General features: G+C 72.4%; 19 protein-coding genes. 7 read left to right on the top strand and 12 right to left on the bottom strand.

Annotated elements, in window-relative coordinates; genetic code table 11:
- Positions 1-17 precede the first annotated feature (17 nt).
- Positions 18-1,133 (bottom strand): Yip1 family protein, encoded by a 1,116-nt coding sequence (locus SFY69_08750; protein MDX2132127.1) that lies wholly within the window; start codon positions 1,131-1,133, stop codon positions 18-20.
- On the bottom strand, positions 1,130-1,738 hold the full coding sequence (locus SFY69_08745) for a hypothetical protein (protein ID MDX2132126.1): 609 nt from the start codon (positions 1,736-1,738) through the stop codon (positions 1,130-1,132). Before SFY69_08745 ends, SFY69_08750 begins: the two co-directional genes overlap by 4 nt.
- A gap of 123 nt (positions 1,739-1,861) precedes the next feature.
- Here SFY69_08745 and SFY69_08740 point away from each other — a divergent pair, with 123 nt between their 5' ends.
- The gene (locus SFY69_08740) at positions 1,862-3,028 is read left to right on the top strand and encodes a hypothetical protein (protein MDX2132125.1); all 1,167 of its coding nucleotides are present in this window, start codon (positions 1,862-1,864) and stop codon (positions 3,026-3,028) included.
- Here the strand turns inward: SFY69_08740 and SFY69_08735 are convergent.
- The gene (locus SFY69_08735; protein MDX2132124.1) at positions 2,959-3,912 is read right to left on the bottom strand and encodes a diacylglycerol kinase family protein; all 954 of its coding nucleotides are present in this window, start codon (positions 3,910-3,912) and stop codon (positions 2,959-2,961) included. The genes SFY69_08740 and SFY69_08735 overlap by 70 nt on opposite strands.
- Positions 3,913-3,959: 47 nt before the next feature.
- Here SFY69_08735 and gmk point away from each other — a divergent pair, with 47 nt between their 5' ends.
- A complete protein-coding gene (gmk, locus tag SFY69_08730) occupies positions 3,960-4,598 on the top strand; it encodes a guanylate kinase (GenBank protein MDX2132123.1) in 639 nt (212 codons plus the stop codon).
- On the opposite strand, the gene SFY69_08725 is transcribed toward gmk, so the two are convergent.
- Positions 4,595-5,443 carry a hypothetical protein gene (locus SFY69_08725; protein MDX2132122.1) on the bottom strand — a complete coding sequence of 283 codons (849 nt, stop codon included), beginning with the start codon at positions 5,441-5,443 and terminating at the stop codon, positions 4,595-4,597. The genes gmk and SFY69_08725 overlap by 4 nt on opposite strands.
- A 77-nt stretch (positions 5,444-5,520) precedes the next feature.
- On the opposite strand from SFY69_08725, the gene SFY69_08720 reads away from it, so the two are divergent.
- The 3 genes from SFY69_08720 to SFY69_08710 are packed head-to-tail and all read left to right on the top strand — an operon-like array spanning position 5,521 to position 10,907.
- The gene (locus SFY69_08720) at positions 5,521-7,290 is read left to right on the top strand and encodes a tetratricopeptide repeat protein (GenBank protein MDX2132121.1); all 1,770 of its coding nucleotides are present in this window, start codon (positions 5,521-5,523) and stop codon (positions 7,288-7,290) included.
- A 54-nt stretch (positions 7,291-7,344) separates the two neighbouring features.
- A complete protein-coding gene (locus SFY69_08715) occupies positions 7,345-9,144 on the top strand; it encodes a hypothetical protein (GenBank protein ID MDX2132120.1) in 1,800 nt (599 codons plus the stop codon).
- A complete protein-coding gene (locus SFY69_08710) occupies positions 9,141-10,907 on the top strand; it encodes a tetratricopeptide repeat protein (GenBank protein ID MDX2132119.1) in 1,767 nt (588 codons plus the stop codon). Before SFY69_08715 ends, SFY69_08710 begins: the two co-directional genes overlap by 4 nt.
- 179 nt (positions 10,908-11,086) lie before the next feature.
- On the opposite strand, the gene SFY69_08705 is transcribed toward SFY69_08710, so the two are convergent.
- From SFY69_08705 to SFY69_08695, 3 genes are all read right to left on the bottom strand, one after another.
- A complete protein-coding gene (locus SFY69_08705; GenBank protein MDX2132118.1) occupies positions 11,087-13,969 on the bottom strand; it encodes a zinc-dependent metalloprotease in 2,883 nt (960 codons plus the stop codon).
- Between the two features lie 189 nt (positions 13,970-14,158).
- Positions 14,159-15,169, bottom strand: coding sequence for a UbiA family prenyltransferase (locus SFY69_08700; protein MDX2132117.1), 1,011 nt, complete (start codon positions 15,167-15,169; stop codon positions 14,159-14,161).
- A complete protein-coding gene (locus SFY69_08695) occupies positions 15,166-15,849 on the bottom strand; it encodes a class I SAM-dependent methyltransferase (GenBank protein ID MDX2132116.1) in 684 nt (227 codons plus the stop codon). The genes SFY69_08700 and SFY69_08695 overlap by 4 nt, the downstream gene beginning before the upstream one ends.
- 243 nt (positions 15,850-16,092) lie before the next feature.
- Between SFY69_08695 and SFY69_08690 the strand changes: the two genes are divergently transcribed.
- Together SFY69_08690 and gmd are read left to right on the top strand one after the other, a co-directional pair.
- A complete protein-coding gene (locus SFY69_08690; GenBank protein MDX2132115.1) occupies positions 16,093-17,547 on the top strand; it encodes a hypothetical protein in 1,455 nt (484 codons plus the stop codon).
- Positions 17,548-17,572: 25 nt separating this feature from the next.
- Positions 17,573-18,625, top strand: coding sequence for a GDP-mannose 4,6-dehydratase (gmd, locus tag SFY69_08685; GenBank protein ID MDX2132114.1), 1,053 nt, complete (start codon positions 17,573-17,575; stop codon positions 18,623-18,625).
- Positions 18,626-18,629: 4 nt separating this feature from the next.
- Here the strand turns inward: gmd and SFY69_08680 are convergent, their stop codons facing one another.
- From SFY69_08680 to SFY69_08660, 5 genes are all read right to left on the bottom strand, one after another.
- Positions 18,630-19,877, bottom strand: a complete 1,248-nt coding sequence (locus SFY69_08680; protein ID MDX2132113.1) for an endonuclease/exonuclease/phosphatase family protein — start codon at positions 19,875-19,877, stop codon at positions 18,630-18,632.
- The gene (locus SFY69_08675; protein ID MDX2132112.1) at positions 19,874-21,409 is read right to left on the bottom strand and encodes an oligosaccharide flippase family protein; all 1,536 of its coding nucleotides are present in this window, start codon (positions 21,407-21,409) and stop codon (positions 19,874-19,876) included. Before SFY69_08675 ends, SFY69_08680 begins: the two co-directional genes overlap by 4 nt.
- Positions 21,410-21,425: 16 nt before the next feature.
- Positions 21,426-22,358, bottom strand: a complete 933-nt coding sequence (locus SFY69_08670; GenBank protein MDX2132111.1) for an FkbM family methyltransferase — start codon at positions 22,356-22,358, stop codon at positions 21,426-21,428.
- Complete coding sequence (locus SFY69_08665) at positions 22,359-23,102, bottom strand: FkbM family methyltransferase (protein MDX2132110.1); 744 nt, start codon at positions 23,100-23,102, stop codon at positions 22,359-22,361.
- 122 nt (positions 23,103-23,224) lie between these two features.
- On the bottom strand, positions 23,225-24,505 hold the full coding sequence (locus tag SFY69_08660) for a hypothetical protein (GenBank protein ID MDX2132109.1): 1,281 nt from the start codon (positions 24,503-24,505) through the stop codon (positions 23,225-23,227).

Raw genomic sequence — 24,505 nt, 5'->3', positions numbered from 1 at the left:
GCGCGAGCGTACGCGGGCTATTGAGGATCCACCCGCGCGGGCGGCTCTGCGGTGGGCGGTTCTTCAACGGGCGCGTCACTCGCGGGCGCGTCGGGCTGGTCGGGGTCGCCGGTCTCGTCCGTCGGCGCTGGCTCCGCGGGCGGGTTGACTTGGAAGGGTATCGGCGGGGTCGGTGGCGGGGGAGGCGGCATCGCGGGCGAGTACGTCGTCGTCCCCGTCCCGCCCGGGTTTGCGGCATTGATCGTGTTCATCGCGGTGACGATGCCGTATGTCAGCCACCCGCCCCCGACGACGGCGAGCAGGATGGGGAGGGCGAGCACGGCGAGGGTGGCGCGCCCGCCGCTGATGCGGTGCCCGCGTGCGACCATGATGCACGCGGCGACAATCCACCAGATGACGAAGAGGAACCCGAAGTACATCCCCAAGCACGGGAGCGCGGTGAGAACGTTCGCCCCGCTGCTGTAGCAGAGGGCCTGGCAGGTGCGCTTGATGGGGTAGGGTGCGCCGCCGGTGATGCGGAGCGTGCCGTGGGTGCAGACGATCCAGAGCCCGAGGAACATGATGATGCCGACGATGGCCCCGAGGATGGTGGCACCCCCGCCGCCGGCGATGCCCGCGACGGCGTTCATGCTGGGACGTCCGCCGACGCCCGCGCCCATCACGAGGATGAACACGAAGAGCGGGGCGACGGAGACGAGGAGGAAAATGCTGGTGGTGACCGCGCCGAACACGAACCCGCTGGGCCCCTCCGCGGGAATCGCGTCCATGAGGCGTCCGGGCGTGACCATGGCGCGTCCGATGGTCTTGAACCACGCGCTGATGACGCCGTGGCGCCGGCGTTCGAGCCAGGGCATGTCGTCGGGGCGGGTCTGCTCCTCGCGCACGCCGGCGGTGGGGAGGAGCAGGCACTCGTCCATGGTGATGGGGCGTGCGCACGAGACGCAGGCGAACGAGTCGGGGACGAGGTGCCCGCGATCGCCCGTGCCGTAGTAGTCCTGGCCGCAGTGCGGGCAGCAGAAGCGGACGGCGTTGAGGGTGAAGTCAAAGTCGGAGGGTCGGAACGGCGTGCCGCACTCGGGGCATTCGCGCCCGCGCAGGTTCCAGAGGGGGTAGTCGCAGGACTTGCAGTTCATGCGAACCAGCGCTCGATGTCGCTCTTGATGCGCTCGCGGGAGAACCATGCGAGCAGGAATACGGGCAGGGACAGCGACCAGACCAGCGCGACGGCCACGGTGAGCATGCCGATCATGTCGACGAGCGCGGGGGGCGGGGCGCCGGGCTGGCCCTCGAGCGCCCGCATCTGCGACGTCTGGGCCAGATACGTGAGCCACACGCCCCACAGCGCCTCGGGGATCTTCAGGAGCGCGTACACGCGCAGCGTGCGGGCCGACGATCGCCGCCGGCGGACCAGCGCGGCCGATCCGACCAGGAGCAGCACCGACAGGCACAGCGCGACGAATGAATAGATCGCCGAGTGCAGCGCGTGCTCCTTGAACGCCGCCACGCCCTGCTCGCCCTGGGGCATGTATTCTGCGATGAAGTCCATCAGGAACGGCGCGATGATGCCCCACGCCGAGCCGAGGGCGCCCAGCGCGCCCAGCGCGATGCCGATGACCCCGAGCACCGTCGGCCAGACCGGCGGGCGGGGCGGGGCCCCGACCACGCCGGGGCGCACGGGGGGCGCCGCGGGGATGGGCGGCATGGCCGGGGGCGGGGGCTCGGACGGGTCGGGGGTCATGCTCAACTCGGGCGACAGTCTACACCGGACCGGTTGGGAAGCCGCGGGCCCGGCTTTCGGGTGATGGTCCCGGGTGGTCATATCGTTCCGCGCGGCGCGGCTGCGCTCTGGGAGTCATCATTCATGGGTCAACGCGTGATCGCGGCGGCGGTGTTCGCGAGTGTTCTGGCGGGCGGAGCGTCGTGGGCGCAGGACTCGACCCCGCCCGCAACGCCCCCGGCGCCCCCCACGAACCCTGCCGCTACCGAACCGGCGCCGGAGGCGCCCGCCGAGGATCCGTACAAGCCGAGCGTTGTAGAGGAGTTACGGAGCGAGGCGGCGGCGGTGCTGCCGAGCGTGCGCTGCGTGGATGTCCGGCGGTTTCTCATCGCGACGAGCTTCCTGCCCATCCCGGAAGATCGGGTGCTGCACTGGAGCCGCGAGACGCGCGCGGCGCTGACGCCCGAGGAGTTCGAACGCCTGGCGCCCGAGGCGCGTGAGACCTTCCAGCCGGTGACGTTCACGTCCAAGGACTACTACTACACGCGGTACGGCTCGCCCCTGGCGTATGCGAGGCCGCTGGAGCTCGCGTGCCAGTACTTCACGGGTCAGTCGCCCCTGCGGTCGCGTCGCGTGCTGGACTTCGGCTACGGCACGGTCGGGCACCTGCGCCTGCTGGCGAGCATCGGTGTGCACAGCGTGGGCGTCGATGTCGATCCGCGTCTGCCGGCGTTGTACAGCCGCCCGGAGGACACGGGCACGATCCCCGGGATCGTGCTGATGTCCGACACCTGCCCGGACGGGACGGTGTCGCTGGCGCACGGGCGCTGGCCGGCGGACGCGGAGGTGGCGGCGACGGTGGGCGGCGGGTTCGACCTCATCATGAGCAAGAACACGCTCAAGAACGGGTACATCAACCCGGAGCGCGAGGTCGACAAGCGGATGCTGGTGGACCTGGGCGTGCCGAACGAGGCGTTCGTCAAGGGCGTCGCCGACGCGCTGCTCCCCGGCGGGATCTTCCTGATCTACAACCTCAGCCCGGCGCAGAAGCAGAACCCCGACGAGTGGATCCCGTGGGCCGACGGGCGCTGCCCGTTCCCGCGCGAGATGCTCGCGGCGGCGGGGCTCGAGGTGCTGGTGTTCGACGCGAGCGACGACGAGGCGGCGCGGGCGCTGGGCAAGGCGCTGGGCTGGGACAAGGGACCGTCGCCGATGCACCTGGAGTCGGACCTGTTCGCGCTCTACACGGTGGCCCGCAAGGCGGCGACGCCGCCGGACGCCGCGGCGCCCGCGACGACCGTCGCGCCCTGATCGGGCATGAGCACGCGCAGCGCGAGGGGCGCGACGCCGAACGAGATGTCGAGCCCGCCCGGGGCGAGCTGGAGGCACTCGCCGTCGACCTGCACGGGGGCGTCGTCGAGGGTGCGCACGCGGACGGTGCTCGCCCGGACGTGGAGCACGTCGCGCCGATGCCGGCGGAGGCGCGCCTCGAGCAGGCGGACGCCCGCGCCCAGCGCGCTGGCGCAGGGCATGAACACGAGGTCGAGCAGCCCGTCGCGGGGGTCGGCGCGCCACGCCGGGTCGGCGCGGAGCGCGTACTGGCGCATGTTCGCGACGACCAGCAGGCCTCGTTCCGCGTCGCACAGCGTGCGACCGTCGGCCTCGATGGTGAGGCGCGGGAGCGCCGGGCGGAAGGTCTCGCGCATCACCGGCATGGCGTAGGACGCGTGCGAGATCGGGCCGTTGCGGACGGCGTGCAGACGCCGGATCACGCCCGCGTCGGGCCCGATGCTGCACATGATGGCGAAGGGAATCTCGGCCTCGGCGTGTCGGATGAGGCCCAGGTCAACGCGGTCGAAGACGCCCTTCTTGGCGGCCCGGGCGACGAACGCCCCGTCCGCACGCATGCCAAACTCGCGCGCGAAGAGGTTCTCGGTGCCCAGCGGGGCGTGGTGGATGCCGACCGATTCGTTCCGCAAGGCCGGGAGGAGCGAGTGGATCGTGCCGTCGCCCCCGGCGACGACCACCGCGTCGCCCCCGCCGGCCCAGGCCGAGCACGGGCCGTCGGTCGCGCAGAGGTCGGTCAGCACCGTGCACTCGTGCCCGGCGGTCCGCAGCGCGTGCGCGGTTTCCTCGAGCACGCGGGCGGCACGCCCACGCCCGGACTTCGGATTCCCCACCAGGACCACGCGCATGGACCCTGACGGTATCCAGTCCGGGGCCCGGCGGGTATCCTCCCCGGATGTCGCACCGACGCCTTCCCACCGACACCGACGACGGGCTCCTGCTGATCATCAGCGGGCCCAGCGGCGTGGGAAAAACCACCATCACCCGCGGCGTCGAGCGGTCGATCCCCGACGCGGTCTTCTCGGTCTCGTGGACGACCCGTGCCCCCACCCCCGCCGATGTCGAGGGCGTCGACTACCACTTTGTCTCCGACGACGCCTTCGAGCAGATGCGCCGCGAGGACGGGTTTCTCGAGTCCGCCGGGGTCTACGGCAAGAAGTACGGCACGCCCCGCGCGTGGGTCTTCGAGCAGCTCGCGCGCGGACGCGTCGTCATCCTCGAGATCGACGTGCAGGGCGCGATCCAGGTGAAGCAGCGCGTGGCCGACGCGTTCGCCGTGTTCATCCTGCCCCCCTCCGAGGACGTGCTCCTCTCGCGCCTCCGTGAACGCAAGCGCGAGGGCGAAGAGCAGATCCAGAAGCGGTTCGCGGCGGCGCGGCGCGAGATCGCCCAGGCCCGAGAGTCCGGCGTGTACAACGTCTTCGTCGTCAACGAACGCCTCGAGGAGGCGATCGGGCTCTGCCTGCGCCACGTGGATGAGGCCCGCGCCGCCCGGCGCGCCGGCGGCCCGTCCGCGGGGCATTCCCCCGCCTAGGTCCCCTGCAGGTTCCGGACGAAGCGCGGACGCTGCCACACGTGCAGCGTGCGCAGCGCGCCCAGGAACAGGCGCCGGTTGTCCTCTTCGCTCGCGTTGTCGCCCTTGGCAGCGTGGTCGGCGGCGAGCTCGCGCAGCCGGCGCTGCTGCGGGACGCTCAGGCGGATGCCGCGCGTCGCGTAGCGGTAGATGAGTTCGCCGGACTTGACGAGGCGCTGGAACGACCGTTCGACCTCGCGCCCGAAGGACTCGCCCCGGGCCGCCAGGATGATCTCGCCGCGTGCCGGCCGCCCGCCGTCGGGCTTGGGCTGCGCGCGCCGGTCGCGGACGAGCGAGCCCCAGTACTCGTCGAGCAGGCGCTCGAACTCGGCGCGTTCGGGCTCGGGCAGCACGCCCGCGATCTGGGCGCGCAGCGTGCCCTTGGCGCGCAGGGGCGCCAGCACCTCGTAGGCCTTGAGCCCGAGCATGAGCTTGTCGAGCCCGTCGTCCGTGCCCTCCGCGACGCTCAGCATCACGAGCAGGTCGATGTTCGTGCCCACCGCGTGGTCGAGCATCCGGGCCCGCTCGGCGAGCACGCCCGACGCCGCCTCCCACGCGGCGCGCTGCGCGGGGGTTGCGTCCGGGGCGGTGAGCCCGAGCGCGTCGAGGGCGGCCTCTTCCGGCGGACGGTCCGGCGCCCTGACGGATCCGTCGAACGCGCGCTCGACGAGCGAGAGGGCCGGGGCCAGACGCGGGGGGACGACCGGCCCGGAGAGCGGCGGACGCGCGTCGGGCTGTCGCCCGCCCGCGGCCTGGGCGCCGATCGCCAGCAGCACGCACGCGCCCGTCGCGATGATCGCCCGCATGGTGGACCTCCCAACGCCTGAAATCGTACCAGGGGGCGGGGGATCCGCGAGGGAAATCGACTACGATCGGCACGCCCGTGTCGCGAGCCGCCGCTGCCATCCAGAACGCCATCGCGCTCTTCGAGGGCGGGAAGGCCGAGCAGGCGAAGGCGACGCTCCGCCAGACGCTGCAGCGCGCGCCGCAGGACGCGCAGGCGAACAAGGTGCTGGCGATGATCCACGGCGCGCTGCACGAGGACGAGCAGGCGTACGTGTTCATCGCGCGGGCCGCCCTCGCGGCGCCGAACGACGCCGAGATCCAGTTCATGCTGGGCAACGTGTGCACGATCCTGCGCCGGTACAAGGACGGCGTGCGGGCGTACACCGCCGCGGCGAAGCTGAACCCCGCCAACCTGGAGGCGCACGACGGGCTGGGCAAGTGCCTCTTGGGGCTGGGCGAGTACGACCGCTCGATGGAGGCGTACGAGGCGGGGCTCAGGGTCGCGCCCGACAACCCGGACCTCTACTTCCGCATGGGCGTGTCGCTCGCGCTGATCGGGCGGATCGACGCGGCCCTGCGCGTCGCCGAGCGCGGGCTGGCGCGCATCCCCGGCGACGCCTCGCTGCTGGAGTTCCTCGCGTACTACCGCAACTTCGCCGACGGCGTCGACCCCATCGCGCACCGCGACGAGCACGCCGCGCTGGGGCGCACGCTGCCCGCCGCCCCCGCGGCGCCCTTCGCGAACGTGCGCGATCCGGAGCGTCCGCTGCGCGTGGCGTTCCTCTCGGCGGACTTCTACTTCCACGCGTGCGCGTTCTTCCTGCTGGGCCCGCTGCGCGAGTTCGACCGGGCCCGCCTTGTGCCGTACCTGTACGCGCTGCCCACGCGCGACGACGAGTTCACCGCGCGGTTCCGCACGCTGGGCGAGTGGCGCGACTGCAACGGGCGCACGCCCGACGAGATCGCCGCCATGATGCACGCCGACGCGATCGACGTGGTCGTCGAGTGCTGCGGCTGGACGGAACGCCGCGTGATGCACGCCGCGGCCCGGCGCCTGGCGCCCGTGCAGTGCACGTACCTGGGCTACCCGAACACGACGGGGCTGGCGAGCGTGGGGCACCGGCTCGTCGACGCCGTCACCGACCCCGCGCCGATCGCCGACGCGCACTGCACGGAGCGTCTCGCGCGGCTGCCGGGGTGCTTCCTGTGCTACCAGCCCCCGCCCGAGGCGCCGGCGCAGTTCGACCCCACGCCGCCGAGCGCGAGCCCCGGGGCAGCGGGTGTCACGTTCGGCTCGTTCAACCGCGTGATGAAGGTCGGCCCGACGGCCGTCGCGACGTGGGCCCGCATCCTGCGCGAGGTGCCCGGCAGCACGCTGCTGATCAAGATCCAGGTGGCGGCCGACGAGGTGGCCCCGGCGTTCGCCGCCCGCTTCGCGGAGCACGGCGTTGATCCCGCGCGCATCCGCAGCGCGCCGTGGTCGAAGAAGCCCGGCGAGCACTTCCCCAACTACCGCCTCATGGACATCGCGCTCGACAGCTTCCCGTACAACGGCACGACGACCACGTGCGAGTGCACGTGGATGGGCGTGCCCGTCGTGGCGCTCGCGGGCGACACCCACCGCGCCCGCGTCGGGGCGTCGCTGCTCGCGACGCTGGGCTCGCCCGAACTCATCGCCCCCACGCCCGACGAGTACGTGCGCATCGCGGTCGATCTGGCGCGCGATCCGGCGCGCCTGGCGGCGTACCACGCGACGTCTCGCCAGCGCATGGCCGCGTCGCCCTTGGTCGATGCGTCGGGCTTTGCGCGCCGGTTCGAGGGCACGCTGCGGGAGCTCTGGCGCGAGTGGTGCCGGAGCGGGGCCTAGCCGCATGCGCCCGACCGCACGAGCCGACGCCGCGAGGAGCCGGAAGCACCGCCGATGAGCCAGCCCGCGCCAGCCGCTTCCCGCGTGATCGACGCCGCCGCCCGCGCGTTCCAGGGCGGGGACGCCGCACGGGCGAAGGCCATCCTTGTCGAAGGGCTCAGGGCGTCGCCCCGCGACGGCGACCTGCTGCGCACGCTTGCGCGCGTGCACGCGCTGCTGGGCGAGCAGGCGGCGGGCGCCGACGTGCTCCGCCGGGCGGCGGGCGCGTACCCGGACGACGCCGCCCTGCAGCGCGACGCGGCGGACGCGCTCGTGCTCGCGGGCGCACCCGACGACGCGCTGGCGATCCTCGATCGAGCGCCGGCGCACGACGCGCTCGCGTTCGAATGCCGCGCACGCGCGATGTTGGCGCTCGATCGCCCCGAGGGCGTGCGGGCGGCGTTGGAAGGGATGACGCGGGCGGCGCCCGACGCGCCCGGCGCCCACTGCCGCGCGGGCGCGATGCACGCGCAACTGGGCCAGGCGCCCGAGGGCGTGGCGTTGCTGCGCCGGGCGCTGGGGCGACTGCCCGACGACCCCGACATCCTCGAGACGCTGTGCTACGTGATGAACTTCGACCCGGCGACCGACGCCGCCGAGCACGCGGCGCTGCACCGGCGCCTGGGCGAGGTCGTAACCGCGATGGGGCCGGGCGCCATCCTGCCGTTCGCGAACACGCGCGACCCCGAGCGCCCGCTGCGCGTGGGGTTCGTGTCGGGCGACCTGCGGTTCCACGCGTGCGCGTTCTTCCTGGCGGGGCTGGTGGCGTCGCTCGACCCCGCGCGGGCGCAGCCGATCCTCTACGCGAACAACGAGCCCGACGAGACGACGGCCAACCTCGCGTCGATCGCGCCGCTGCGCGAGATCCGCACGTTGCGCGACGACGATCTCGAAGACCTCGTGCGCGCCGACGGCGTCGACGTGCTCGTCGACTGCAACGGCTGGACCGGAGAGCACCGCCTGCGCGCGTTCGCCCGGCGGCTCGCGCCGGTGCAGTGCACGTACCTGGGCTACCCGAACACCACGGGCCTGCCCGCGATGGACGCGCGCCTGGTCGACGCCGTCACCGACCCGCCCGGCGCGGAGGCGCAGTGCAGCGAGCGCGTCGTGCGCCTGCCGGGCTGCTTCCTGTCGTACGCGGTGATGCCCGACGTGCCCGAGCCCGCGCCCAGCGCGTACCTGCGCGGGCACGCCGGGGCGCCGACGTTCGCGTGCTTCAACCGCGTCGCGAAGACCAACCCGCGCGTGCTGGGCCTGTGGGCGAGGGTGCTCGCGTCGCTGCCCGGCGCGCGCCTGCTCATGAAGACCGAGCCCACGCCCGGGCTCGACGCGCTCGTGCGCCGGGCGTGGACCAACGCGGGCGGCACGCCCGCCGCGCTGGTCTTCACGCCCTTCGAGCCCGACCCGCGTGCGCACCTGGCGGCGTACCACCACGCCGACGTCTCGCTCGACCCCTTCCCGTACGCGGGCACCACGAGCACCGTCGAGTCGCTGCTGATGGGCGTGCCCGTCGTCACGCGCGATGGGGGCACCCACCGGTCGCGGGTCGGCGCATCGCTGCTCGGCAGCGCGGGGCTGGCGGACCTGGTGGCGCCGGACGATGCGACGTACGTCGCCCGGGCCGCGGCGCTGGCGCAGGACCGCGCGCGCCTCGCGTCGCTGCGTCGCACGCTGCGCGACGCGGTGCGCCACGGGCCGATCGGCGACCACGCGGCCCACGCGCGCGGGTTCGAGGGCGCGCTGCGTGATCTCTGGCGCGCGTGGTGCGGGCGCGCCGGGCCGGGCGCGGCGCGCGCGTGGGGACAGGGCGCATGAGCCAGATCCTCGCGAAGGTGCAGCAGGCCGAGCAGTTGCTCCGCGACGGCAAGGCGCCCGAGGCGCTGGCGATCGCGCAGCGCCTGCTGCCCAAGGGACCGGGCGACCCCGGGCTGAACAGCCTGATGGCGTCGATCCTGCTGCGCATGGGGCGGTACGAGCAGGCGGAGTATTACGCGGGGCGCGCCCTGCAGGCCGAGCCCGCGAGCGCGCCGCTCATGGTCGCGCTCGCCACGGTGCTGCACGCGCGCCAGAAGCCGGCCGACGCGCTGGCGCTGCTGCGCCGGGCGGTCGAGACAGATCCCGACGATCCCGGCGCGTGCCTGGCGCTGGCGAACGCGCTGATGGACGGGCACGACTCGCCGGCGGCGGCGGCGCTGCTCGAGCGTGCGCTCGCCCGCCGCGCCGACCCGCAACTGAGCGTGTCGTACGCGGGCGCGCTGCTGACGATGGGCAAGATCGAAGAGACGGTCGCGTTCACGCGCGAGGCCATCCGGCTGTACCCCGACGAGCCGATGCTCGTCGCCGGGCTGCCCGTGGCGCTGACGTACCAGTACGGCGCCGACCCCGCGGAGATCGCGTCGACGCACCGGGCGTACGCCGCCCTGCTGCGCCGCCAGCGCCCGCCCGGGCTGCGCTTCGAGCACACGGCCCCGCGCGATCCGGAGAGGCGCCTGCGGGTGGGCGTCGTCTCGCCGGACCTGCGCCAGCACTCGGTCTCGTTCTTTGTCGAGCCCTTCTTCGAGCGTCACGACCGGTCGCGCATTGAACTGATCGCGTACTCGACGACGCGTTCGCCCGACCGCGTGACGAATCGCCTGCGCCCGCACGCGTCGCTGTGGCGCGACTGCCCGAACCTCACGGACATCGAGCTCGCGCGCCTCATGCACGCCGACCGGCTCGACATCGCCCTGGACCTCGCGGGGCACACGCTGGGCAACAACCTGCCGGCGTTCGCGCTCCGCCCCGCGCCCGTGCAGGCGACGTACTGCGGCTACCCCGACACCACGGGCCTGTCGGAGATCGACTACCGCATCGTCGATTCCCTCACCGACCCGCCCACGCCCGAGGTCGACGCGCACGCGGCCGAGCGGCTGTGCCGGCTCGACCCGTGCTTCCTGTGCTATCGCCCGCTGGAAGGTGCGCCCGCGCCATCGCGCGATGCCGCGTTTCCCGGGCCCGTCTTCGGCAGTTTCAACGCGAGCCGCAAGATCAACCGCGGACTCATCGCGCTGTGGACGCGCCTGCTGACGCGCGTGCCGGGTTCGACGCTGATCCTGAAGAGCTTCGACTTCGCGTCGCGCGGGGCGGCGGACCGCATCCGCGAGGAGTTCGTGCGCCTGGGCGTCGACGCCGCACGCCTCGCGTTCCTCGCGGCGACGCCGACGCTGGCCGACCACCTGGCGCTCTACGCGCGCATGGACGTCGCGCTCGACGCGTTCCCGTACCACGGCACGACGACGACGTGCGAGGCGCTCTGGATGGGCGTGCCGGTGGTGACGCTCGCGGGGCGCACGCACGCGGGGCGGGTGGGCGTGTCGCTGCTCACGAACGCGGGCGCGCCCGAGTTGATCGCGCACAGCGAAGACGCGTACGTCGACCTCGCTTCGTCGCTGGTGGCAGATGCCCCGCGGCTCGCGTCGTACCGATCCACGCTGCGCGAGAAGCTGCGCGGATCGCCCGTGTGCGACGCGGCCGCGTTCGCGGCACGCTTCGATGGGGCGCTGCGCGCGATGTGGCGGGGGTACTGCGCGGGGGCGTGAGAAGCGGGGCGGGTAGCGCAGGGCCGCAGGGCCGCAGGCATGCCCGCATGGCCACTACGCGGGTTGCAACGGCCTCAGGGAGCGAGTGTGCCGCGGAAACGAAAAGACCCCGGCTCGGGCGAGCCGGGGTCGTGGTGTGGTCGAGGCGGGCGGCTCAACGCCGGCCCGGGGTCAGCGGGTTACTCGCCCGAGGCGGGCGCGGGAGCGGCCGGGGCGGGCTGCTGCTGCCCCATGAAGAGCCAGAAGGGGAAGTCGGCGGCGCCGCCGGCCTGGGCGTTGTAGATGTACGAGGCGTCGAGCGCCTTGGTGATGCGGAGCTTGAGTTCCGAGAGGTGCGCCTTGGTGTAGGGATCGATGTTCGAGTCGCCCTTGTCGAGCGTCTTGGTGACCTTGGACTGGATCTCGCGGAGCTTGTCGGTGGCGAGGTTGGCGATGGCCTTGTTGGCGACGTTGTACCCCGAGTCGAGCGTGAGGTCGATGAGGCGTTCGGCGTGCTCGCGCTGCAGGGCGCGCCGGAGGCTGGAGATCATCGGCTTGCGGGGGGTGTACTTCTGCGTCACGCCCTTGTCGAGCTCGGTCCACACCGCGTCGCTGACGGTGTTCAGCAGTTCGGGGAGGGTGAGTTGGTCCTGGTCGGCGGGGGTGAAGAACTCGTTGTCGTACACGCGCCGGAGCTTGCCGGGGTTCATGAGCTGCGTGAGCACGCTCGCCTGGATGCCCGAGATGCGGTCGTGCACCGCCCAGGCGGGGTCGGCGCTGGCGTTCTCGTCCTTGTTCACCACCATCTTCGTGAGCAGCTCGGGCGTGAGCCCGAACGCCTCGTCGCGGAAGGTGTAGTCGATGACGAACTCCAGCGCGTCGCGCTGCGCCCCGGCCGAGACGGGCTCCAGCGGCGGGCGCGCGTCCTTGTCGCCCTTGCGATCGCGGTTCACGTGCGCCCCGCCGATCCAGTTCGCCATGATGTTCACGGCGGTGCTCTGCGTGTTGAGCGTGATCTCGTACCCGCGACGGGCCTTGCTCCACGGCTCCCCGTCCTTGACGAACGAGTCGAGGATCCGCCCGCGCGAGTACTCGGCCAGCCTGAGCAGGTTCTTGGCGTAGGTGAGCGGGTCCTTGCCGAAGTCGTACCGGCGGGCCAGCGGGTCGGGCCCGCCCGTGTCCTCGTCCGTCAGGTACTCGTGCCCGGGCTCGCCCACGCGCTTCAGCACGTCCTTGGTGTCGCCCAGGGTGTAGCCGTACTCGATCGCCCACATGTCGTACTTGCCCACGCCGATCATGTGGTGGTCGCCCTGGACGAGCTTGTCGTCCATGTTGATGTTCACGGGCGTGTAGTCCATCACCGACGCGATGTAGGGCTTGCCCTTCATCGCCTCGCTGTTGATCTCGGCGAAGGTGTACTGCGCGGACGCCTTGAAGTTGTGGCGCAGGCCCAGCGTGTGCCCGACCTCGTGCACCGTCAGGTGCGCCAGCGCCGGCCCGACGAACCACTCGGGGATCCCGTCCAGGCGGTCGGGCTCGTCCTTCTTGTCCTTCTTGTCGGCCTTGTCGCCGTCCTTCCCGCCGCTGGGCGGGTCGTCGAGCAGCCCGGCGACGTCGAGGTACAGGCCCATGACGGCCATGTCGCGCGCCATGCCCTCGCTCGCCATGCACAGCCCGTAGCGGGGGCCCAGGACGTCGCTGATCGCCCGCAGTTCGGGCGAGTTCGACACGCTGACGTCGGTCATGGGCACGCCCGCCCCGCCGTACGCCGTCACGCCCCGGCGGGCGCGGTCCATCAGGCGTTCGTGCATGATGCGCTCACGCTGCGAGGGGGGCGCCAGGCGGACGCGCGGGTCCCACTGGGGGCGGCTCTCGAGCCACGCGAGCGTCTCGGGGCTCATGCCCTCCATCGCGATGCTCGGGGCGTACTCGTTGGCCTGGTACCAGAAGTGCCGGATCCAGCCGTCTGTCAGCACGATGTCGGCGTCGAGGATCTGCCCGGTGATCGGGTGGGCGCGGCTCGGCCCGATGGCCGTCCCGATGTCGTTGCTCAGCCAGCGGATGAAGTTGTACCGCACGTCCTCGGGGTCCTTGTCCATGTGGGCCCCGGTCGTCTTGTCCTGGTAGTACACCTCGACGGCGTCGCGGATGCCGACCTTCTCGAACGCCGCGTTCCAGTACAGCGTGCCGTCCTTCACCCAGCGCCGGTACCGCGTCGGCACGGTGTGCTCGACGTAGTAGATGATGGGTTCCTTGGGCGGGCTGAGCTTGAGGTTGGGATCGGCCTTCTCGAGCTTCCAGCGGTTGATGTAGCGGGTGCTGACCTTGTCGTCCTGGAACTTGCCCAGGTCGCGGTACTCGGTCGTGAAGTACCCGACGCGCTCGTCGGCGGCGCGGGGCTTGTACTCCGGGTCGTCCTTGATGAGCGAGATCGAGTAGTGGAAGCTCTTGAGGCGTCCGCCCGCCGCGGGCGCCGTGAACGTCACCTCGACGTTCTCCGGGAAGGCCTTCACCGAGTCGAGCGTGACGAGGCGCGAGTTGAGGCCCTGCGCCATGGCGCCGTAGAACGTCGTCGCGTTCTGCACGAGCAGCTCGTCCAGGTCGATCACCGGCTGCCCGCTCGGGCCCATCGCCACGATCGGCACGTCGATGATCACGCGATCCACGAAGTGGTTCTTGATCGAGTCCTTGCTCTCCTTGTCGCCCGTGGAGCGCACCTCGACGTTGGGCATCACCAGCGCCATGCGCTTGTCGAAGCGCTTCCAGTACACGTACATGTCCTGGGCCTGCAGCCCGGCGAAGACCTCGCCGGTCGGCACGGTCATCGCGATGAAGTGGCGCTGGCTCGACCAGTTGCGCGGGAGTTCGGCGAGCATCTGCCCGTCCTTGTCGCGCTTCCACACGCCGTACAGGCTCGACTCGCCCCCGGCGGTCGAGACCACCTGCGAGTAGTCCTTGGACACCTCGGCCCAGGGCTTGAAGTCGTCCTTTTTCTCGGTGCCCTCCTGGGCGAGCACGCCCCCGGCACACCCGCACACCGCGGTCATCGCGGCGGCCAACGTCCACGCTCGGCGCATCGTCATGGCACGACTCCTGAATAGGCCGGTCAGGGCCTCCGTCCAGATGTCCGCACGCGCCGTTCGTCCGCGCGAGCGAAACCGTCCCCGAAGCCCCGACGCACGGGGCCCGAACAGGGACACTCTACACCATGATGCCCGGCGTGGCGATCCCCGTCGAGGGCGCTCGCCCGATTCGCCCGTCCGCCCGGCGCCTCAGATGGCCGGCACAAGGACCTCGGGTGGCGGGACGCCGATGAGCCCGAGGTGCCGGGCGGCCATCAGCGCCGCCACGCACGCGCCGAAGGCGCCCGCCGCCGCGAGGAACCCCCGGTCGCGGATGACCATCTCGGTCGGGTCGTCGTACGTGCCGCGCTCCAGCAGCACGATCGCGCGCAGCAGCCCGTAGGTTGCCGGCAGGATGGTGACCCACAGCAGGTTGAACCCGAACGTGTACTTGGCGTCCTGCGAGAGCACGTACCCGGCGTACGCCACGAGCGCGACGACGCCCGTCACGACCACCGCGAGGCGGAGCATGTCGTCGGTGTACCCGGCCTGCACCTTCCGGGCCGCCGCCGCCGCCTCACCCCCCATCGATCGCCGCTCGCCGAGGCGCTTCCCGAACGCGAGGAACATGGCGATGAAGAACGTGACGTTGAGCAGCCACGTCGTGGGCGAGATGCCCACCGCCGCGCACCCGCCCAGCACGCGGATGACGAATCCCATGGAAAGGCACACGACGTCGGCGATCACGCGGTGCTTGAGCCACAGCGAGTAGGCCATGACGTTCGCGACGTACACGACGACCGCCGCCCCGGTCCAGAACCGGAACGCCGCCGGCACGAACACCAGGCAGACGAGCGCCAGGGCCGCCAGCACCCCCGCGCCGGCGAGCGCGGCCCCCGGCGCGATCGCCCCGCTCGCCACCGGGCGTCGGCGCTTGCGCGGGTGCATGCGGTCGTGCGGCGCGTCGAGCACGTCGTTCACGATGTACGAGGCGCTGGACGCGAGCGAGAACGCGCCCGCCGCGGCCCCCGCGGCCCACAGGAGCGCCGAATCCCGGATGTTACCGTCGGCGTAGGCGAACACCGGACCGACCACGACGAACGCGCTCTTGGCCCACTGATGAGGACGGGCGAGCTTGATCCAGGCGCGCAGGCCCCCCCGCGGGGGCGCATCGGCGGTCGGGTCGTGCGCCGGGCGTGCCAGCGGGTCGATCTGCGTCATGCCCGCACCGCCTCGCCCCGGGCCGCCGTCACGTCCGCGGGCGCGTTGATGCCCGCGGGCGCTTGCGATTCGGGCGTCAGGAACGCCATGTACTGCAACCGGCCGCCGAACACGAGGTTCCAGCCCGGCGGGTAGAGGTCCATGCGGTGCAGTTCGCGCTCCGCCCGCAGCCCGGAGCGGCGTGCCCGCTCGGTCCAGCCGGCCCGCGACGGGTATTCGTACAGGCACGGCACGCCGTACGGCGCGTTCGCCGCCCAGTCCATGAACGACACTCGCGCCTGGGAGAACCACCCCTCGACGCGATGGTCCTTGACGATGACGAGCCGCCCCGCCACCCGCGCACACTCGCGCAGGAGCGCCTCGGGCGCGCGCTCGTGGTGCAGCACGTCGGCGACGATGAGCACGTCGTACGCGCGGGCGGCGAACGGGATGGCCCCGCCGTCGTACGCATGCACGGCGATCGGCTCGTTCCCCCGGCGGACGCGTTCCAGACCCTCGACCACCAGCCCGGGCGGCGCGCCCGGGGCGTCGAGCAGCGCCCGCCCCAGCGTGCCGTTCCCGCACCCGACGTCGAGCACGCGGTCGTTCGGGCGCAGGGCGGGGAGAATCTCCCGCACGAGCACCTCGAGCCGTCGGCGGTAGACCGGCGCGTGCATCGCTCGCATGAGTCGGCCCAGCATCAGCGCTCCGCGCCTCCCGTGGTGTTCCTTCCGCCGCCCGCTTCCAGTCACCGACCCCCGATCGCCGACAGTTGCACCGGCCCGCCGATGTCATCGACCCCGACCAACCCGACGCCCGATGCTTCGACCCCGGACAAACGTCTATCGGACGTCCGGTCCGGTCACTCTACCCCGCTCCGGGCGGCGGGGTTCGGCGTTGCCCTCGCCGCGGCGGCCTGCTGGCCCCTGGTCCTCTCGCAGTCCATGCGCGGGCGCGGTGCCAGCGACCAGGTGAACTACCACGAGAAGGTCATCCGAACATTCGCCGAGCAACTCCCCGCGCCGGACTTCTCGGACTACCTCTCCGCCACCACGCCCGGCTACCACGTCCTGCTCGCCGGCGTCGCGCGCGTGCTCTCCGACGGGCGGGTCGCGCTCCAACTCGCCGGCTCGCTGTTCACGCTGGGGCTCGTCGCGCTCGTCGCCGGGTGCGGCGCCTCGTGGACGGGCAGTGCCCGCCGGGGCGTGCTGCTCGCGCTCCCGCTGGTCTGCTCGCTCTACGTCGTGAGCGCGGGCGTCTGGCTGCTCCCCGACAACGCGGCGTGGCTGTGCGTCGCAGCACTGCTCGCCCTGCTGCTGCGTTCGGGGTCGCGCGGCACGATCATCGCCGCCGGTGCGGTGCTCGTCGCGCTCGTGATGTTCCGTCAGATCCACGTGTGGGCGGCGGGGGTTGTCTGGGCCGCGGCGTGGGTCTCGGGTTCGCTTGTTCGCGCCGGCACGCCGGCCCCGGCGGATGAACGTGCGGCGTTGTTCCACCCGGCCGACCTGCTGCCGGAGCGTGCGCGTGCGTGGCTGGGGCGCGTCGCGCTGGGGTTCGGGGCCACCGTGCCGGCGGCCGCGCTGCTCGGGTGGTTCTACCAACTGTGGGGCGGGCATCTGACGCCCCCGACGTTCGTGGGGTGGTATTCGCCGGGCATCCAGTGGGCGACGCCGGCGTTCGTGCTGTCGCTGGTGGGGATCGTGGGCGTGTTCCACGCGGGCTGGCTCTGGCCGCTGGCGGGGCACGCGTGGCGCGCGCACCGCGTCGCGCTGGTCGTGGCGGTCGGGCTGGGCGTGCTGGCGGCGGGGATCCCCGAGACCACGTACAGCTTCGAGGCCGGACGGTTCTCCGGCATCTGGACGGGCGTTCGCGCGGGGCCGGTGCTGGGCGGGCGCACGTCGGTCGTGCTGCTCGCGCTCGCGCCGCTGGGGGCGGCGTGCGTCGTCTTGTGGCTGGGCGGGATGGACCGGCGACGGCGCTGGATCATGCTCGCGGCCCTGGCGGGGTTCGCGGCGGCCCAGTGCGCGAGCGAGCAGTTGTGGCAGCGGTACCACGAGCCGTTCGTGCTCATCTGGTGCGCGTTCGCCGTGGCGCTGTCCAACGGGGCGCCCGCCGGCACGTTGCCGGCGTCATCGAGATTCGATCGGCCAATGGGCGCGGCCCGGGTGCTCGGGCCGCTGACGCTCGCGGGGCTGCTGGGGCTGGTGACGCTGCTGTCGCTGGCGAAGGGGGCGCCGGCGACGGACCACGGGTTCACGCCCGGGAACATCGAGCCGCCGCCGGACGCGGGCGCGTCGGCGGATCCGGCCGGTGGAGGTCAAACACCCGTCTACGATGGCCGACAATCGACACTTGAGGGTGGGCCGGTGGGCCCCGGGTCCGAGAACCGCGCACCGTGAGGGCGCCGGAGAGGAAGTTTCCGCCATGACGACGACGCGGCGTGCGCTGATCACGGGCATCACCGGGCAGGACGGGTCGTACCTGGCCGAGTTCCTGCTCGCCAAGGGGTACGAGGTGCACGGGATCATCCGTCGCTCGTCGTCGTTCAACACGGCGCGGATCGACCCGATCTACCAAGACCCGCACTACTCGGCGGCGCGGCTGCGCCTGCACTACGGCGACCTGTGCGACGCGAGCGTGCTGGCGGACCTGATGCGCAAGGTGCGTCCGCACGAGGTGTACAACCTGGGCGCGCAGAGCCACGTGCGGGTGTCGTTCGACATGCCCCTGTTCACCGCCGACACGGTGGCGATGGGGGCGATGCGCTGCCTGGAGGCGATCCGCGAGTTCCAGCAGGAGTCGGGGCAGCAGGTGCGGTTCTACCAGGCGAGCAGCTCGGAGCAGTTCGGCAAGGTGATCGAGACGCCGCAGACCGAGACGACGCCGTTCTACCCGCGCTCGCCTTATGCGTGCGCGAAGGTGATGGCGCACTGGGCGACGGTGAACTACCGCGAGAGCTACGACCTGCACGCGTCGTGCGGGATTTTGTTCAACCACGAGTCGCCCCGGCGGGGCGAGACGTTCGTGACGCGGAAGATCACCCGGGCGGTCGGGCGGATCAAGATGGGCCTGCAGGACAAGGTGCACCTGGGCAACCTCGACAGCAAGCGCGACTGGGGCTTCGCGGGCGACTACGTCAAGGCGATGTGGCTGATGCTGCAGCAGGACAAGCCCGACGACTACGTGATCGCGACGAACCAGACGTGGTCGGTGCGCGACTTCGCCGAGAAGGCCTTCGCCCACGCGGGGATGGACTACCGCGACTTCGTCGCCTTCGACCCGCGCTACCTGCGCCCCGCGGAGGTCGACCTGCTGCTGGGCGACTATGCCAAGGCCAAAGGCAAGCTCGGCTGGGTGCCGACGACCAGCTTCGACGACCTCGTGAAGATGATGGTCGAGCACGACATGGAACTGGCGCAGCGCGAGAAGACCCTGCGCGACGCCGGGCACAAGCTCTCCGACCGACGGCACGAGTAGCCGGTCAGTTCGCCGCCTCCACATCCACCACCTGCGCCAGGTGGCGGCTCACGCCCAGGTCCGCCGTCAGAAACCGTGCCGCTCGCAGGCGTGGCCCGACGAAGACGTGGTCGATCGCGACCACCGGCAGCGGGCGCGGGTACGTCACCCCCGGGCCCAGCCCCGCCTGGTCGTGCGCGTGCGTGAGCCCCGCGCCCAGGTGCCGCAGCGAGCGGCTGCCGCGCGGGGTGTTGAGATCGCCGACCACCAAATCCGGCGGCGGGAACCCGGCCGCGGGCTCGGCCCCGTCGACCGTCAGGCCCCCGCCCGGCAGCAGCGGGCCCAGCCGCAGCGTCTGCTCGGGCACGTCCAGCCCGTCGTCGGATCGGCGCAGCACGGGCCCCCGGAACGCGTCGATCGCCCGGCGCGCCTCGCGCAGCATGCGCTCGCGATGGATCCACATGTCCGACGGCAGGTCGACGAACCAGATCGTCAGCGGCGCGGGGGGGGCAACGGCGTCAAACGCGCCCGGCGTGTTGCCCGTCAGCGCGGGCGCGTCGAGCTGCACGAACAGCGCCTCGCCGCCCGAGGCCGACGTGCGCGGCGCCTTCCACCACGACGGCCGCCCCGGCTCGGGCGCCACCCGCAGCCCCGTCCAGCCGAACCGCCGGATGGGAAAGCGGCTCACGACGACCAGCATGCCCTGGCGCAGCGCGTAGGTGCGGTCGCCCATGCCGGCGTGGAGCGCGCTCCAGTCGGCGTGCGGGTGCGGGTTCGAGACCAGCACGACGTCCGGGTCGTGCTCGAGCAGGCGCGCGTGGAACGCCGACATGCGCTCCCACGACGGGTTCCACACCAGCACGCGCGCCCCGCGTGGGCTGGTCGCGTGCGTCACGAACCCACGCGGCACGCGCCACTCGACCACGACCATCCACGCGAGCCCCGCCGCGATGACGAGCGCGAACGCGTACAGGCCCCACGCCCGTCTCCGGCGCGGCCTGCCTGTGGCACGTTCCCAGCGCGAGCCGGCCCGCCGGGCGAAGCCCCACACGCCCCACAGCACGCCCGCCCCGCCGAGGCTGGCCCACGTCGGCACCCACGCCGCGTACTGCGACCAGTGGGCGCGGTCGCTCAGCAGGGCCCCGATCGCCCACACGAGCACCGACACGGCGCACCCCAGCGCGCCGAGCGCGCCGACGGCGCGCCGCAGGGCCCCACCGCCCCGCCCGCGGGACGGAGGCGCGCCGTCTGGCTGCGTCGCATCGTCGCTCACGTTGGCGCGCTCCGCAGGCGCAGCAGGCGCTCGGCATGCCCGCGCAGGCGGGCGGGGACGAGCGCGAGCGCTTCGCGCACGTGCCCGGCCAGCAGCACGCGCGCGACGAGCGTGAACGACGCGCCAAAGACGCTCCCGACGATGACAAGCCGCACGCACTCGAACACGTACCGGCGGAGGCCCTCGGGCACGAGCGACGGGACGACGCCGACGCCCAGCCCGGCGAGGCGCGAGTCCACCCACCAGGCGAGCGCGCCGCAGGCGACGGCCGCGGCCCAGCCGGGCAGCGCGCTGGCGAGCGTGTCGGAGATCGGCACGCCGATGCGGCGCAGCGTGACGAGCGCGTACGCGACGCCGCTGAGCGCGGTGAACCCGCCGGCCCACGCGGCGATGCCCGCGGGCGTGCCGTGCATCGCCGCCCCGCCCGCGGCGGCGACGAGCCCGGCGAGCCCGGTGAGCGTGAGCCCGATGGCCCACGACCGGAACCGCCCGCGCGCCTGCTGCACGGAGAGGGGGACGGCGAGCAGCACCGCGAAGGCGTACGTCGCGCCCTGGATGAGCACGGCGGTGACGCTCTCGCTCTTCTTGCCCGCGAAGAGCAGCGCCTCGATGGCGGGGAACGTGACGCCCAGCCCCACGCTCATCGGGGCCGCCAGGAGCATGACCTGACGCAGCGCCCGCGCCGAGGCCTGCGCGAGGCGCGCCGGCTCGTTGGCGATCTTCGCGAGCGCCGGGAAGAGCACGGCGTTGAGGTTGCTGGAGAGCAGGATCCCCACCTGCACGACGATCTGAAAGGCGAAGAAGTAGGCGCCGACGATCTCGGTCTCGACGAAGGGCTTGACGGAGAGATTCCCGCCCCAGTTGATGACCGAGACGCCCAGCGCGCCCAGCATGATCCACGCGCTCGCGCCGATCATCGCGGGCCAGCGCGACGCGTGCGCGGGGCGGGTCCAGAGGCGCTCGCGCGTGATGCGCCATGACAGCGCCCATTCGAGCAGCGCGCACGCCAGCAGCGGGAGCACGAAGGCCAAGGGCCCCACGCCCAGGAGCGCGAGGATGATCGCGCCGCCGAAGCGGACCACGCCGCTGGCGCCCATGATGTACCCGACCTCGCGGAAGCGCAGGTCGATCGAGAGCCTGGCCTGCATGATGACGCCGGGCGTGCTGAGGGGGAGCGAGGCGGCGATCACGAGCATGAGGGGCGTGGCCTCGGGCTCGGCGACCGCGCGCGCGATGAGCGGGGCGGCGAGCGCGAGCGCCCCGCCGCAGGCGAGGTTGAAGGCGAGCGCGAGCCAGAAGACCGGCCCGATGAGCGTCTCGTACTCCTTCTGGCGCTGCATCAGGAGGTGGCGCACGCCCCCGTCACGGAACGTGCCGGCGATGGCGGCGGCGGACATCGCCAGGGCGTAGATGCCCCAGGCGTGGTCGTCGAGGAGGCGTCCGAGGATGATGGTGGCGCCGAGGCTGGCGGCCCGGGTGATGCCGGTGTTGACGACCATCCAGAACGAGCCGTGCGCTACCGCGCGCCCCATCGCGGGGGCCGGCGCCTCAGGCGCGGGGGCCGAACAGGATGTTCCCGTAGTCATACCGCTCCCGGGGCGTGTGCGGGACAAGCCGGTCGCCGGCGAGCTCGAACGCGTCGTACCCGCGCGCGAGCATGTGGTCGACCACGCGCCGGCTCTCGCGATCGCCGGCCTGCGTGCCCACGTCCCCCACCTCCAGCGTGAGCGCCGGACGCTTCTCGGCGAGCAGACGCTCCATCCCGCGCAGCACGTCGAGCTCCGCGCCCTCCGTGTCGATCTTCAGGAAGTCGGGCGCCACGCCCGTCTCGGCGACGTACGAATCCAGCGAGCGGGCCCGGACCTTCACCTCGCGCACCCGCGCACGCGCCAGCTCGGCCTGCGTCAGCTTGCTCGCCCCCAGCGAGTTGAACGCGCTGAACTCGACCCCGAAATCCCGGAACGTCATCTCGCTGTCCTCGCGCCACACCGCGACGTTGTTCGCCCGCGCGTGCGCCAGCGGGGCCAGGTTCTTCGACACCACCTCGTACGTGCTGGGCGTGGGCTCGAAGGCGTGCACCTGCCCGCTCGGGCCCACCAGGTGCGAGGCCAGCAGCGAGAAGTACCCGAAGTGCGACCCCACGTCGAAGAACACCATCCCCGGGCGCAGCACCAGCGCGAAGACCTTCGTCAGGTCGTCCTCGAAGAACCCGTACCGCATGATCGTCAGCGACACGCGGTCCGGAACCACGACGTGCATCGGCGCGCCCCAGAACGTCGTCGCCAGCGTGGGGTAGGCCCGGCCCCGGGCGCGGCACCAGCGCTCCATCACCTTCGACACCAGCGTCGGCGCGGGGCGCGACAGCACCTTCTGGATCGCCGAGCCCGTCGCCAGCTTCGCACGCTGGTCCAGCAGGCGCAGCTCGGCCGGGGTCAGGGCCATCGAGGACTGGTCGCGGACGCTCGGCATCGCGTTGGACATCTAGGCCGCCCCCCCGGCGCGCAGCGGGCTGTCGCCCCGCACGAACAGCACGTCCATCTGCAGGAGCGCGTCGTCGGAGGCCCGGCGCAGCAGCCCCAGCACGTCGAACCACACAAACCCGCGCGCGTGCATGAACTCCACCACGTCGCGCACGATCGGCAACCCCGGGTGGAACGGGATGAAGCTCACCTCGAGCAGCAGCGCCTGCGCGCCGCGCATCGCCGCCTCGCCCCCGGACAGCACTTCCAGCTCGTAGCCCTGCACGTCGAGCTTGACGAACTGCGGCGCCGGGATGTCGCCCGAGGCGATCAGTTCGTCGAGCACGAGCATCTCGGCGGTCGTCTTGACGCCCCGGGCGCTGTCGTCGAGCAGGCTCGTCTGCGTGTCGTTGTCGAAGTACTCCACCGTGCCGCGCGCGCGACCCAGGAAGCACCGGCGGTAGTCGAACCCGGGCACGTCGCGCTTCGTCGCGTCGAGGTGGGGCACCTCGCGGGCGTTGGGCTCGAAGCCCACGATCCTCGCCTGCGGCCAGATCTCGTGCGCCATCCGCGACCACTCGCCCGTCGCCGCCCCCACGTCGTAGATCACCCCCGGCGCGAACCCCCGCGACGCCAGGTGGCGCAGGCGCACCGGCATGTCGAGGTGGCGCAGCGTCGGGATGAACGCCTTGGCCGATTCCTTCAGCCCCTTGCGCACGCCCATGGGGAGCGCGGCGTTCAGCACCTTGTGGAGTTTGCGGCTCATGCGTCTCGTGGGGCGTCTGGTAAGGCGTCTGGTCGTGCGTGCGAGGCCAGCGTCCGAGAATCCCGTGCCTTCAAGGCTACACCGACACGACGTCCGGAACCCGAAAAATGTTCATCGGCCGACTACGCCCGCGTGTTCGCGTCGGCCGGGGCCTGCGCGGCGGTTTCCATCACCCAGGCCCAGTCGCGCAGGTTCTGCACCGGCGGGAGGTTCAGCCGCTCGCGCAGTCGGCGCGTGAAGCACGCCCCGAAGTTGTCCGGGCGGTGGAACTCGACGAACCGCCGCCCGCGCTCGGGAAGCCGGAACTGCGGGGCCGCCTCCATCGACCGGCGGATCGCGCTCCCGAACGCGGCGTTGTCCATCACGTCGCACGTCCAGCCGAGCCCGAATCGCGTGATGGCGTCGCCCACCCACCCGTGATCGGTGCCGAGGCTGGGCCTGCCCTGCCCGGCGGCGTGGATGACGATCGACGAACTCCCGCTGTGCCCCGCGCCGGGCGGGTAGGGCGTGCACACGACGTCCAATGCCGCCACGCCCAGGCGCAGTTCCTCGTCGCTGATGTACCGCGCGAGACAGACGATCCGCCCATCGCGCACCGCCCCGGCCGCGTCGCCCGCCAGCAGGTCCTTGATCGCCTGTTCCTGCTTGCCCGCGAGGAGCAGCCGGTTCGACGGGCCCAGGTCGGCCTTCAGGAACGCGCGGATCAGGAGGTCGATCCCCTTGCGACGATCCTGGTACCCCACGCACCCGACGTACCGCCCGTCCTCGGGAATGCCCAGCGAGCGCCGAGCGTCGGCGTGCGCGGGCGGGTCGAACGGCTCGACGGGGTCGGGGATGAGCCGCACCCGGCGCGCGAGCGAGGGCGCTCGGCGCTCGAGGGCTCGCACGACGATCGGGTCCATGTGATGGATCACGCGGAAGGGAGCGGCGGCGGTGAGCGCGAGCCACGCGCGCGGGCGCAGGGCCGCCTTGAGCCCGCCGCCCTGCTCGTACGCGAAACTGCCCCGCATCATCAGGCCCTCGATCTCGCACCCGCGGGGAACGGAGAACCGCCCCGTGAGGCGGCGCATGCCGACGGTCTGGATCGTGCCGTCGGCGTAGGGCATCAGGATGTGGTCGGCCTTGAGGTCGTGCGCGACGCGGCGCAGGTGCGTGGCGAACGACGCGAGCGTGACGTTCATGTCCGCCGCCTTGACGAACGGCATGGTCGCGTCGACGCTGGCCAGGTGTTCGACGCCCTTGATCTGGGCGGCGTACTCGGGCGACGCCGCCCCCTCGCGGCTGGTGACAAACGTGAGGCGCGCGCCGGCCTGGCGCGTGGCCTCGTGGAGCACCGGCAGCAGACGCTTGATGTGCGTGTACCGGTGCCCGTCGTTGTTGGGCTCGAAGATGGCGACGTGCAT

The organism is Planctomycetota bacterium, assembly GCA_033763975.1.
Lineage (GTDB): Bacteria > Planctomycetota > Phycisphaerae > Phycisphaerales > UBA1924 > RI-211.
The sequence above is the reverse complement of the archived record's forward strand: the minus strand, read 5'-3'. Positions and strand labels throughout refer to the sequence as shown.